General features: G+C 67.1%; 13 protein-coding genes. 4 read left to right on the top strand and 9 right to left on the bottom strand.

Annotated features, from left to right (window positions below):
* Positions 1–6: 6 nt before the first annotated feature.
* A complete protein-coding gene (trxA, locus tag ACIBJH_RS36480) occupies positions 7–339 on the top strand; it encodes a thioredoxin (RefSeq protein WP_007383275.1) in 333 nt (110 codons plus the stop codon).
* 74 nt (positions 340–413) lie between these two features.
* Here the strand turns inward: trxA and ACIBJH_RS36475 are convergent, their stop codons facing one another.
* The 9 genes from ACIBJH_RS36475 to rpmH all read right to left on the bottom strand — a co-directional run bounded on the left by ACIBJH_RS36475 (position 414) and on the right by rpmH (position 7,352).
* Positions 414–1,031 (bottom strand): GNAT family N-acetyltransferase, encoded by a 618-nt coding sequence (locus ACIBJH_RS36475; protein WP_399121244.1) that lies wholly within the window; start codon positions 1,029–1,031, stop codon positions 414–416.
* A gap of 327 nt (positions 1,032–1,358) precedes the next feature.
* A complete protein-coding gene (locus ACIBJH_RS36470) occupies positions 1,359–2,459 on the bottom strand; it encodes a ParB/RepB/Spo0J family partition protein (protein WP_399121243.1) in 1,101 nt (366 codons plus the stop codon).
* Positions 2,456–3,529: a ParA family protein gene (locus ACIBJH_RS36465; protein ID WP_078532690.1), complete on the bottom strand. Its 1,074-nt coding sequence runs from the start codon at positions 3,527–3,529 to the stop codon at positions 2,456–2,458. The genes ACIBJH_RS36470 and ACIBJH_RS36465 overlap by 4 nt, the downstream gene beginning before the upstream one ends.
* A gap of 263 nt (positions 3,530–3,792) precedes the next feature.
* On the bottom strand, positions 3,793–4,509 hold the full coding sequence (gene rsmG, locus ACIBJH_RS36460; protein WP_026179255.1) for a 16S rRNA (guanine(527)-N(7))-methyltransferase RsmG: 717 nt from the start codon (positions 4,507–4,509) through the stop codon (positions 3,793–3,795).
* A 135-nt stretch (positions 4,510–4,644) separates the two neighbouring features.
* Positions 4,645–5,160, bottom strand: coding sequence for a R3H domain-containing nucleic acid-binding protein (locus ACIBJH_RS36455; RefSeq protein ID WP_200716169.1), 516 nt, complete (start codon positions 5,158–5,160; stop codon positions 4,645–4,647).
* Positions 5,161–5,175: 15 nt separating this feature from the next.
* Positions 5,176–6,468 (bottom strand): membrane protein insertase YidC, encoded by a 1,293-nt coding sequence (yidC, locus tag ACIBJH_RS36450; protein ID WP_399121242.1) that lies wholly within the window; start codon positions 6,466–6,468, stop codon positions 5,176–5,178.
* Between the two features lie 3 nt (positions 6,469–6,471).
* Positions 6,472–6,825 carry a membrane protein insertion efficiency factor YidD gene (yidD, locus tag ACIBJH_RS36445; protein WP_399121241.1) on the bottom strand — a complete coding sequence of 118 codons (354 nt, stop codon included), beginning with the start codon at positions 6,823–6,825 and terminating at the stop codon, positions 6,472–6,474.
* Positions 6,822–7,193, bottom strand: a complete 372-nt coding sequence (rnpA, locus tag ACIBJH_RS36440; RefSeq protein ID WP_078532680.1) for a ribonuclease P protein component — start codon at positions 7,191–7,193, stop codon at positions 6,822–6,824. The genes yidD and rnpA overlap by 4 nt, the downstream gene beginning before the upstream one ends.
* 21 nt (positions 7,194–7,214) lie before the next feature.
* Positions 7,215–7,352 carry a 50S ribosomal protein L34 gene (gene rpmH, locus ACIBJH_RS36435; protein WP_006381191.1) on the bottom strand — a complete coding sequence of 46 codons (138 nt, stop codon included), beginning with the start codon at positions 7,350–7,352 and terminating at the stop codon, positions 7,215–7,217.
* 399 nt (positions 7,353–7,751) lie between these two features.
* Between rpmH and dnaA the strand changes: the two genes are divergently transcribed.
* The 3 genes from dnaA to ACIBJH_RS36420 form a co-directional block, all read left to right on the top strand.
* Positions 7,752–9,668, top strand: a complete 1,917-nt coding sequence (gene dnaA, locus ACIBJH_RS36430) for a chromosomal replication initiator protein DnaA (protein WP_399121240.1) — start codon at positions 7,752–7,754, stop codon at positions 9,666–9,668.
* A gap of 1,101 nt (positions 9,669–10,769) precedes the next feature.
* Positions 10,770–11,900, top strand: a complete 1,131-nt coding sequence (gene dnaN / locus ACIBJH_RS36425; RefSeq protein WP_200717773.1) for a DNA polymerase III subunit beta — start codon at positions 10,770–10,772, stop codon at positions 11,898–11,900.
* A gap of 149 nt (positions 11,901–12,049) precedes the next feature.
* Positions 12,050–12,465 (top strand): NAD(P)-binding domain-containing protein (locus tag ACIBJH_RS36420; RefSeq protein ID WP_399121239.1); only part of this gene is annotated, 416 nt, incomplete at its 3' end.

The following is a 12,465-nucleotide window of genomic DNA, read 5'->3' as shown; positions in this document are numbered from 1 at the left end:
CCCGCCGTGGCCGGCACTCTGAAGAATGTGACCGACGATTCCTTCGAGCAGGACGTCCTCAAGAGCGACAAGCCCGTCCTCGTGGACTTCTGGGCCGCCTGGTGCGGTCCGTGCCGTCAGATCGCTCCGTCCCTCGAAGCCATCGCCGCCGAGTACGGCGACAAGATCGAGATCGTCAAGCTCAACATCGACGAGAACCCGGGTACGGCCGCCAAGTACGGCGTGATGTCCATCCCGACCCTGAACGTCTACCAGGGTGGCGAGGTCGCCAAGACCATCGTCGGTGCAAAGCCGAAGGCCGCGATCGTCCGCGACCTTGAGGACTTCATCGCCGAGTGATGTTTCACGTGAAACATGGATGGGCCGACTCCCCGGAGTCGGCCCATTTGCTTTGGAGCTGTCCCAGGCTGCTCCTAGAGCGGTCGCAGCGCTGGTTCCTTCTGTACCGCCCCCAAGAGCCGGTCGAGCGCCAGCTCCACGTCTTCCTTCCAGGAGAGCGTTGTACGCAGCTCCAGCCGCATTCGCGGATGGGCGGGATGCGGGCGGACCGTCTTGAAGCCCACGGCGAGCAGATGATCGGCAGGCAGTATGCAGGCAGGCTCTTTCCAGTGGGTGTCGCCGAAGGCCTCGATCGCCTTGAAGCCCCGCCTCAGTAGATCCTTGGCGACCGTCTGCACCATGACCCGGCCCAGCCCCTGTCCCTGATAGCCCGGCATGATGAACGCCGTCATCAGCTGCACAGCGTCCGGTGAGACGGGGCTCGTGGGAAACGCCGTCGAGCGAGGAACGTAGGCGGGGGGCGCGTAGAGGACGAAACCCACCGGCACGTCATCGACGTAGACGACCCGCCCGCAGGAGCCCCAGTCCAGTAGGACGGCGGAGATCCAGGCTTCCTTCTCCAGGGCTGTCGTGCCCGCTCTTACCGCGGCCTGGCCTCTGACGGGGTCCAGCTCCCAGAAGACGCACGACCGGCAACGGTGGGGAATGTCCGGGAGGTTGTCCAACGTGAGCGGTACGAGCCGACGCCCCATGAAGGCTGATCCTCGCTTCCTTCGCCCGCAGCATCGCGGGCGGCTGTCAAAGCGCTGCGTTCCCTGAGCAGACTGCCGACGAACCCGCCGACCGCCCCCAGGCCCAGACCCGCGCTCACCAGTCCGGTGCGGCTCACCGTTCGCATGGCCCCTGCCTCCCCTAAGAGGTGCTGCCAGGTGGATGCGCCATACCCGAACGCATCGTATCCATGATGCGATTGCATCGATACCGACAGAAAGCAAAGAGCGAGCCGTGTTCCGGTACACACCGGACACGGCCCGCTCCACAGGTCGGACGAACGAAACCCGTGCCGTAGCCGGACGGGCTCAGGCCTCGTCCTCCGAGTCGTCGTCCAGCAGGCTCCTCTGCAGGACCGGTCCCTCACCCGGAGCCAGCGAGCCGAGGATCCGCTCAAGGTCCTCCATCGAGGCGAACTCGACAGTGATCTTGCCCTTCTTCTGCCCCAGGTCGACCTTCACCCGGGTCTCGAAGCGATCCGAGAGACGGGTGGCGAGGTCGGACAGCGCCGGAGAGACCAGCGCGCCGGCCCGCGGTCCCTTGGAGCGCTGAGCGGTCTGGGGCCGTGAACCCATCAGGGTCACGATCTCCTCGACGGCCCGCACGGAGAGCCCTTCCGCCACGATCCGGTGCGCGAGCCGGTCCTGCTCCTCCGAGTCGTCGACGGAGAGCAGTGCCCGGGCATGGCCGGCGGAGAGCACGCCTGCCGCGACACGGCGCTGGACCGACGGCGAGAGCTTCAGCAGACGCAGGGTGTTGGAGACCTGCGGGCGGGAACGCCCGATACGGTCCGCCAGCTGATCGTGCGTGCAGTTGAAGTCCTTGAGCAACTGATCGTAGGCAGCTGCCTCTTCGAGCGGGTTCAGCTGGGCGCGGTGCAGGTTCTCCAGGAGGGCGTCCAGGAGAAGCTTGTCGTCGTCCGTGGCCCGCACGATCGCCGGGATCGCTTCAAGTCCGGCCTCACGGCAGGCCCGCCAGCGCCGCTCGCCCATGATGAGCTCATAGCGCGTCGGAGCGATCTGCCGTACGACGACGGGCTGGAGAAGGCCGACCTCCTTGATGGAGGTGACGAGTTCCTGCAGCGCATCCTCGTCGAAGACCTCACGCGGCTGGCGCGAGTTCGGCGTAATGGAGTCGAGAGGCAGCTCGGCGAAGTGGGCACCGATGGGAGGCGCGAACGTCTCCACGGCGCCGTACGACGACTCCTCGGTGTCGTAGGAAACCGGCGGCAAGGTGGTGACCTTCGCCGCGGCCACTCCTCGGTCACCGGTGATGACCGGAACGGCCGTGGGGGATGCGGATGCGGAGCCGCCTCCCATGGCGGCCGGAGCCACCGTCTTCTCCCCGGTCGGGGCTGCGGGGATCAGTGCGCCGAGCCCACGGCCCAAACCCCTCCGTCGCTCGCTCACTGGATGCCCTCCACCATGCTCTGGTCGCTCTGCGCGCCGATGTGCGCGTGCGGTGCGTCGTAGCTGACGCCCACACCCTTCAGTGCGATTTCCCTTGCTGCTTCGAAGTAGGAGAGGGCACCGCTCGATCCGGGATCGTAGGTCAGTACCGTCTGCCCATAACTCGGTGCCTCGGAGATACGGACCGAGCGGGGAATGCTCGTCCGCAGTACCTCGTCGCCGAAGTGGCTGCGCACCTCGTCCGCGACCTGGGACGCGAGACGCGTCCGGCCGTCGTACATGGTGAGCAGGATGGTCGACACATGCAGGTTGGGGTTGAGGTGTCCCCGCACCAGATCGACATTGCGGAGCAGTTGTCCGAGGCCCTCCAGCGCGTAGTACTCGCACTGGATCGGGATGAGAACCTCCGCACCGGCGACCAGCGCATTGACCGTCAGCAGGCCGAGCGAAGGCGGACAGTCGATGAGGATGTAGTCCAGCGGCTGCTCGTAGGCCTGGATCGCCCGCTGCAGTCTGCTCTCTCTCGCCACCAGGGACACCAGCTCGATCTCCGCACCGGCGAGATCGATCGTGGCAGGGGCACAGAAGAGACCCTCGACATCGGGAACCGGCTGAACGACCTCGGAGAGAGGCCTGCTGTCGACCAACACGTCATAGATGGAAGGAACTTCGGCGTGATGATCAATCCCCAGCGCCGTAGAGGCATTGCCCTGGGGGTCGAGGTCGACCACCAGAACACGGGCACCGTGCAGTGCCAGCGAAGCGGCAAGATTGACGGTCGTCGTCGTCTTGCCCACCCCACCCTTCTGGTTGGCGACAACCATGATTCGGGTCTGCTCTGGTCGCGGCAGGCCCTCGCCCGCACGACCTAGGGCTTCCACAGCCAGTTGGGCAGCACGACCGATGGGAGTGTCGTCCATAGGGGGCGGTGTTTCACGTGAAACATCCTCCCCCATCGACTCGGTACGGGGACCGGGGACCGGATCGGTCATCGGTCCCGCGATGTTGGCGTCGGACCGCAAGGATTCACTCTCCTCGACTTCAGGCTCGCAATGAACAGAGCCTCCCATGTCTTCAGGGTCGTGAACCAGTGAGGCCTGTTGTTCTGTGGAGAATTCCACCTCTGTGGACAACTCCGTGCCCTCTCCGAGTGATCCGAGAGGCTTCCGATCGCGGGGTTCGGCCGCGCGGCTGCGGCTGATGATGCCGTGGAGCAGTGAGCGACGTTTCACGTGAAACACGATGCACAGCAGCCGAGGCCGAACTGTCCGCGACACTCCGGCATGCGTAGGTTAGGCAGCTTGTGTGGAGTAAGTCTCGTCGTCAGGACGGATCAGCGACGACGGCGGGTCCGTCCGGTGCGCGCGGCCTTCGCGCGTTTGGCGGCGAAGCGGACGCCACCGGGACTCTCACCCACCTCGACACGCACGACCGTGGACAGCGGATCCACGATGCCCTCGCCCACATGGAGGATGGACGTCTCCACAGCACCGAGCTTGCTCAGAGCAGTTCCCGCTGCCTTGAGTTCTTCCTCCGCGGTGTCGCCCTTGAGGGCGAGCATCTCTCCGTAGGGCCGCAGCAAAGGGATGCCCCAGGTGGCCAGCCGGTCCAGCGGTGCCACGGCCCGCGCCGTCACCACGTGGACGGGCTGCAACTTGCCCATGACCTCCTCGGCCCGACCGCGCACAACCGTGACATGGTCCAGCCCCAGCAGCTCGACGACCTCGGCGAGGAAGTTGGTCCGCCGGAGCAAGGGCTCCAGCAGCGTGATCTTCAGGTCCTCCCGGACCAGCGCCAAGGGAATGCCCGGCAGGCCGGCGCCCGAACCGACGTCGCAGACGGTCACGCTCTCCGGCACGACCTCCGAGAGCACCGCACAGTTCAGGATGTGCCGTTCCCACAGGCGGGGCACCTCGCGCGGTCCGATGAGACCACGCTGCACGCCCGCGTCGGCGAGCAGCTCGGCGTATCGGACCGCATCCTCGAAGCGATCGCCGAACACCTCGCGCGCCACCTCGGGCGCAGGGGGAAGCTCCGCTGCCTCCGTCACGGGGGACCGTCCTTCCGTACCGCAAGAGCGCATGGGGCGCTGACCATCAGGACCACCAGAACTACAGGACTATCAGGCTGACAAAATTCGGCCCCGTCTGCTCAACAGACGGGGCCGGTGGAACAAGGGGACCGATCAGGCGGGAAGCACGACGACGAAGCGCTGCGGCTCCTCGCCCTCCGACTCGCTGCGCAGTCCCGCGGCCTTGACGGCGTCGTGCACGACCTTGCGCTCGAACGGGGTCATCGGGTTCAGCTTCACCGGCTCGCCGGTGTTCTTCACATCGGCCGCCGTCTTGGCGCCCAGCTCGGACAGCTCGGTGCGCTTCTTGGCGCGGTAGCCGGCGATGTCCAGCATCAGCCGGCTGCGGTCCCCGGTCTCCCGGTGCACGGCGAGGCGGGTGAGTTCCTGGAGTGCTTCCAGCACCTCACCGTCACGGCCGACGAGCTTCTGGAGATCGCGGCCGCTGCTGTCGCTGATGATCGAGACAGCGGCGCGGTCGGCCTCGACATCCATGTCGATGTCGCCGTCGAGATCGGCGATGTCCAGCAGACCCTCAAGGTAGTCCGCCGCGATCTCGCCCTCCTGCTCCAGGCGGGACAGGGTGTCTGCACCCTCGGCGGCGGCGGAGGTGGTGGTGCCTTCCGTCACGGGATGGACTCCTTCTTACTTCTTGGACGGGGACTTGGGCCGCTGCGGACCCTTGCGCTGTCCGGACTGGGCCTTGCTGCGGGTGCCGCCGGCGGGCTTCGGGGCGGCCTTCTTGGCAGCGGTGGCGGGCTTGGCGTCCTCGGGTTCGTCCGACTTGCTCAGCGAGGTCTTCGGCTCGGCGTCGTCGGCCGTGTTGTCGGCACTGTCGTCGGCCGACTTCGCGGCGGTGGACTGGCGCTGGGACTTGGTCTGCCGCTTGGGCTGCTGGCGCCGGGGAGCGGTCGTGGTGGGCGTGCCGTCCTCGGACTCCACCGCGGCCTCGCCCTTCACCACAGTCCCGTCGGCCTGGGCCACGAGGCCCACCTTGGTGAGGCTGTTGATGAACTTGCGCTCGAACTCGTTGCGCTCACGGCCCTTGGAGACGATCGCCTTGACGATGGCCTTCTCGCCCCGGCTGCGGGTCTTCTCGTGGTGCGTGACGTGCTTGGTCAGGCGCTCCAGGTAAGCGGCCTGGGCCTTGGAACCCGGGGTCGGGTTGTTGCGGATGACGTACATCTGCTGGCCCATGGTCCACACGTTGGTGGTCAGCCAGTAGACGAGGACACCGACGGGGAAGTTGATGCCGAAGATGGCGAACATGACCGGGAAGACGTACATCAGCATCTTCTGCTGCTGCATGAACGGGGTCTTCACCGTGGTGTCGACGTTCTTCGTCATCAGCTGGCGCTGCGTGTAGAACTGCGACGCCGACATCATCACGATCATGACCGCGGTGACGACCCGGACGTCGGTCAGCGTGGCACCGAGGTCCGCGACCTTGGCGCTACCGTCCGTGAACTTCGCAGCCAGCGGGGCACCGAAGATGTGCGCCTGACGCGCGCTGGCGAGCAGCGAGTCGTTGATGACGCCGATCGTCTTGCCCGTCGCGATGCCGTTGAGCACGTGGTACAGGGCGAAGAAGAACGGGGACTGCGCCAGGATGGGAAGGCACGAGGAGAGCGGGTTGGTACCCGACTCCTTGTACAGCTTCATCATCTCTTCGGACTGACGCTGCTTGTCGTTCTTGTAGCGTTCCTGGATCTTCTTCATCTCGGGCTGCAGGGTCTGCATGGCCCGGGTCGCCTTGATCTGCTTCACGAAGAGCGGGATCAGACAGATGCGGATCAGGATCACCAGGGACACGATGGACAGGCCCCAGGCCCAGCCCGTGTCGGGACCGAAGACCTTCCCGTACACCGAGTGGAACTGGACGATGACCCAGGAAACGGGTGTCGTGATGAAGCTGAAAAGACTGGCAATCGTGTCCACTAATCATGCTCCTTGGGCATGGGACGGTGTCTCTGCGGCCGGGCTCGAAGGACTCAGCCCTTCAGTGGCCGTTTCGGCGGCGGAGGTCCCGCCCTTGTCTGCGCGCCGTGTGCCTCGCAGCATCTCGTGCCACCTGGGTCGCTTGCGCGGCGGGACATGGTCCACACCGCCGAGCGACCACGGATTGCACCGCAGGATGCGCCAGGCCGTGAGCGCGGTGCCCTTGATCGCGCCGTGCCGGTCGATGGCCGTATAGCCGTAGTGGGAGCACGACGGGTAGTACTTGCACACCGGACCCAGGAGTGGACTGATCGTCCACTGGTACAGCTTGATCAGTGCCAGTAGTGGGTACTTCATCGCGCGCCCCCTCCCAGCAGCCGCTGAACGGCGGCATCCAGGTCTTGGGCCAGCTGTGCATGGTCGGCGTCGCCCGCTCCGGGCAGCGCTCGTACGACTACCAGGCTACCGGGGGGAAACAGGGCGACTCGCTCACGCATCAGATGGCGAAGTCTGCGCTTCACTTTGTTGCGCACCACGGCGCCGCCCACTGCCTTGCTGACGACGAAACCCGCACGCGTCGGGGGAGCGCTCTCCCCTGGCGCGTGCGGGTCCGTGGCACCGCTACGAAAGTGGACGACGAGAAGCGGGCGGCCGGCCCGGCGACCCCGTCGTACCGCGGTCGCGAAGTCTTCGCGCCGCCTCAGCCGATGCTCGGTAGGCAGCACGACGTCATGACCTGATCGGGATCAGGCGGACAGGCTGGCGCGACCCTTGCCACGACGGTTCGCGAGAATCGCGCGACCGGCACGGGTACGCATCCGCAGGCGGAAGCCGTGGGTCTTGGCCCGACGACGGTTGTTCGGCTGGAAGGTGCGCTTGCTCACGAGGGGGCTCCAGAAATAAATCGGTGGTTGCGGGTGCCGTCCTGGCTGTCACCGTGCGCCCACGAGTAGCTCGCAGTAACGCCCGAGTGCACCGCTGACCGATCACCCACATGCGATCTGTGCCCATCGGAGGCAGGCGGCAGCAGCCATCGACAACTCGACCTGGTCACGGTACGCGGGGCTACGCCATCCGGTCAAACCAGCGGTCACAGCGAGACACTATCCACAGGCTGGGGACAACAACTTGAACCGCACCCGTCGCCCTGACTACCGTGGCCAGACTCCGATTCGTTCCTTTGTCCCCTGCCCCAACACGTTTTTCCCGAGCGCCCCACCCGATGTACATCCCGTCCCGTCCGCGAACCACACGTTCGTGGGACCCGTGAGAGAGCGTGCCCTGTGGCTGACGTACCTGCCGATCTTGCCGCAGTGTGGCCACGAGTGCTGGAGCAACTTCTCGGTGAGGGGCGTGGGCAGGGTGTCGAGACCAAGGACGAGCACTGGATCCGGCGCTGCCAGCCCCTGGCACTCGTCGCAGACACCGCCTTGCTCGCCGTACCGAACGAATTTGCGAAGGGCGTCCTCGAAGGCCGCCTCGCGCCGATCGTCAGCGAGACCCTGAGCCGCGAGTGCGGCCGGCCGATCCGTATCGCGATCACCGTCGACGACTCCGCGGGCGAGCCCCCGGGCCCGCCGGCACCCCCCGCCCCGCCCCGCCGCTACGAAGAACCCGAGCAGAACCGGGACCCTTACGAGGGTGGCTACGGCCGTCATCGCGCCGAGCCGCTCCCGGGCGGCCCCGGCGATCAGCTGCCCACCGCCCGCCCCGTCTACCCGTCGGAGTACCAGCGCCCCGAGCCCGGCGCCTGGCCGCGGCCGTCGCAGGACGACTACGGCTGGCAGCAGCAGCGGCTCGGCTTCCCGGAACGGGATCCGTACGCCTCACCGTCCCCGGACCAGTACGCGCCGCCCGCACAGGACCAGTACGGCCCGCCGTCCTCGGACCAGTACGGCGCACCGCCCCAGGACTCCTACAAGCCGCAGCAGGACCAGTACGCCCCGCCTGGGCAGGAGTACCGCCCGCAGTCGATGGAACGTCCGTCGTACGAGCAGCAGCGCGCGGAGTACGAGCAGTCCCGCGCGGAGTACAACCAGCGCGACGCGCGCCGCGATCTGTCCGACTCGCGCTCGTCGTCGAACTCCGGCCATGTGCACCGCGGCGGTCCGGGGTCGACGGGACCGCTGGGCTCGAAGCCCGCGCCGGCGGCCGGCCCGGGTGAGCCGACCGCGCGCCTGAACCCGAAGTACCTCTTCGACACGTTCGTGATCGGCGCCTCGAACCGCTTCGCGCACGCCGCCGCGGTCGCCGTCGCCGAGGCGCCCGCGAAGGCGTACAACCCCCTTTTCATCTATGGGGAGTCGGGGCTCGGCAAGACGCACCTGCTGCACGCGATCGGGCACTACGCGCGGAGCCTCTACCCCGGCACGCGCGTGCGGTACGTCAGCTCGGAGGAGTTCACCAACGAGTTCATCAACTCGATCCGCGACGGCAAGGGCGACAGCTTCCGCAAGCGGTACCGCGAGATGGACATCCTTCTTGTCGACGACATCCAGTTCCTCGCGGACAAGGAGTCGACGCAGGAGGAGTTCTTCCACACGTTCAACACGCTCCACAACGCCAACAAGCAGATCGTGCTGTCCTCCGACCGGCCGCCCAGGCAGCTGGTGACGCTGGAGGACCGGCTGCGGAACCGTTTCGAGTGGGGCCTGACCACCGACGTCCAGCCGCCCGAGCTGGAGACCCGTATCGCCATCCTTCGTAAGAAGGCGGTGCAGGAGCAGCTCAACGCCCCACCGGAGGTGCTGGAGTTCATCGCCTCCCGCATCTCGCGCAACATCCGCGAGCTGGAGGGGGCGCTGATCCGGGTGACGGCGTTCGCGTCGCTCAACCGGCAGCCGGTGGACCTCGGTCTCACCGAGATCGTCCTGAAGGACCTCATCCCGGGCGGCGAGGACTCGACCCCGGAGATCACCGCGTCGGCGATCATGGGCGCCACCGCCGACTACTTCGGGATCACGGTCGAGGACCTGTGCGGCAGTTCGCGCGGCCGCCAGCTGGTCACGGCCCGGCAGATCGCCATGTACGTGTGCCGCGAGCTGACCGATCTCTCCCTGCCGAAGATCGGCGCGCAGTTCGGCGGTCGCGACCATACGACCGTGATGCACGCCGACCGCAAGATCCGCGCGCTGATGGCCGAGCGGCGGTCGATCTACAACCAGGTGACCGAGCTGACCAACCGCATCAAGAACGGCTGACAGCAGCGCAGTTACGACGCCGAAGGGCGCCCAGGGATTCTCTCCCCGGGCGCCCTTCGGCTTGCCGGGAGTCGGCCGCGACGGCGCTCGGAGGGAACGTGCAGGCGCTTCAACTGGGCGACCCGCAGCCAGGGCGGCGCCGCTCCCTGCCGCTCCCAGCCGTTCGCGAGGCGCTCCGGAGGCGTTCTGCCGACGGTCTGCCGACGATCAGGAGCAAGTCGGGAGCCGCTTCGAAGCGGTCCAACGCCCTTCCGGGACCAGTCCCGCGGCCGCTCGGGACGTGTCCGCCGCTCATCCACAGCTGTGTGCGGACCGCCCGCTGTTCGAATACCCGCCGGGTTACGGCCGCCCTCCACAGATTTGGTGACTTTCTTCCGTCCACATCCTGGGGACCGCGAAGTTGTCCAGAACGTGTCCACAGGCCTCGCGGGTGAGAGACCATCAGTCCAGGTCAGGTGCTTGTGGATTCGTGGACAAAAGATCTCCACAGGCTGTGGACAAATCCGTGATCCACAGGCTGGGGACGGAGTTGTCCACCGACAACCCACAGGCTGGGGGCGGTTGTCCCCAGCGATCCCCAGCTTCTCCACACCGCTGTCCACTGTTCGGCAACGCGACGCGCCACCTCACCGTGTCGAGTGAAAGGCGTCACACGAAGGTGCCGGGTTGGGCTGTGGGAAAGGTGGGTAAAGCTGGGGACGGCGCTGGGGAGAAGTGGCCCTCGGCTGTGCATGGGGTGTGCAGAACTTTCCGTTCTCCACAGAAACCCGAGGTTGTCCACCGCCGTCACCCACAGGACCGGTGGACAAAATTCCCGCTCTGAGCTGGGAAAACAGGGTTATCCACGGTATCCACAGCCCCTACTACTACTAGCAACTAGAGAGAGCTGGGAAACCGTTTCGAAGCGGGGCCTGTGCACAACTCGCGCTTCGTCGCCCGACCGCCCCTCGTCACGACTTGACCCCGAGAGGCACCTACTGTCAGTGCTGTGCGTCAGACTGTTCCCCGGTTGTCCTTCCCCTCACAGGGACCGATGACACCGAGACAGACGACGAAGCCAGGCAGGCCGAGAAGCGCCGGCAACAGCAGGAGGCGGCAACAGTGAAGATCCGGGTGGAACGCGACGTACTCGCGGAGGCAGTTGCCTGGGCGGCACGCAGCCTCCCGGCCCGTCCGCCGGCGCCGGTCCTCGCCGGCCTCCTGCTGAAGTCCGAGGAGGGGCAGCTGAGCCTGTCCAGCTTCGACTACGAGGTCTCCGCGCGCGTGTCGGTCGACGCCGAGGTCGAGGAGGAGGGCACCGTCCTCGTCTCCGGTCGGCTGCTCGCCGACATCTGCCGAGCCCTCCCCAACCGGCCGGTGGAGATTTCCACAGACGGTGTACGGGCGACGGTGGTCTGCGGCTCCTCACGCTTCACGCTGCACACACTCCCTGTGGAGGAGTACCCGGCGCTGCCGCAGATGCCGGGCGCGACCGGCACCGTCCCCGGTGAGGTGTTCGCCTCGGCCGCCGCCCAGGTGGCCATCGCCGCCGGGCGCGACGACACGCTGCCCGTCCTCACCGGTGTGCGCATCGAGATCGAGGGCGACACGGTGACGCTGGCGTCCACCGACCGCTACCGCTTCGCGGTCCGCGAGTTCCTGTGGAAGCCGGAGAACCCGGAGGCGTCCGCGGTCGCCCTGGTGCCCGCCAAGACGCTCCTGGACACCGCCAAGGCCCTCACGAGCGGCGACAGCGTGATCCTGGCGCTGTCCGGCTCGGGCGCGGGCGAGGGCCTCATCGGCTTCGAGGGCGCCGGCCGTCGTACGACGACCCGCCTCCTGGAGGGTGACCTCCCGAAGTACCGCTCGCTGTTCCCGACGGAGTTCAACTCCATCGCCGTGATCGAGACCGCCCCCTTCGTGGAGGCCGTCAAGCGCGTGGCCCTGGTCGCCGAGCGCAACACGCCGGTGCGGCTGAGCTTCGAGCAGGGCGTGCTGATCCTGGAGGCCGGTTCCAGCGACGACGCACAGGCTGTGGAGCGCGTCGACGCCCAACTGGAGGGCGACGACGTGTCGATCGCCTTCAACCCGACGTTCCTGCTGGACGGCCTGAGCGCCATCGACTCCCCGGTGGCCCAGCTGTCCTTCACGACCTCCACCAAGCCCGCGCTGCTCAGCGGCAGGCCCGCCCTGGACGCCGAGGCGGACGAGGCCTACAAGTACCTGATCATGCCGGTCCGCCTCAGCGGCTGACCAGTACCGACGAGAACACCGCAGGTCGGGGCATACCGCCCAGTACTTATGAGCGCGTATGCCCACAGGTGTGCATGACCGTCCGGGTTTAGGCTCGGACACAGGTACGCGAGTGCCCTCATGCCACGTCGCACCCTAAGGAACAACTGATGGAGCTCGGTCTCGTCGGCCTCGGCAAGATGGGCGGCAACATGCGCGAGCGCATCCGCCGCGCAGGCCACACCGTCATCGGATACGACCGCAACCCGGACCTCGCCGATGTCCACAGCCTGGGAGAGCTTGTGGACAGGCTCAAGGGCCCCCGCGTCGTGTGGGTGATGGTCCCGGCCGGTGCCGCCACCCAGTCGACCGTCGACGAGCTGGGAGAGCTCCTGGAGCCCGGTGACGTCGTCGTGGACGGCGGCAACTCCCGTTGGACGGACGACGAGAAGCACGCGGAGGAGCTGGGTGCCAAGGGCATCGGCTTCGTGGACGCGGGCGTCTCCGGCGGGGTGTGGGGCCTGACGAACGGCTACGCGCTGATGGTCGGCGGCGACCCCGAGAACATCGCCAAGGTCCAGCCCGT

This window comes from Streptomyces sp. NPDC050548 (assembly GCF_044457385.1).
Taxonomy (GTDB): Bacteria; Actinomycetota; Actinomycetes; order Streptomycetales; family Streptomycetaceae; genus Streptomyces.
Note: the sequence above shows the minus strand (reverse complement) of the source record. Positions and strands in the feature narration are given on the sequence as shown.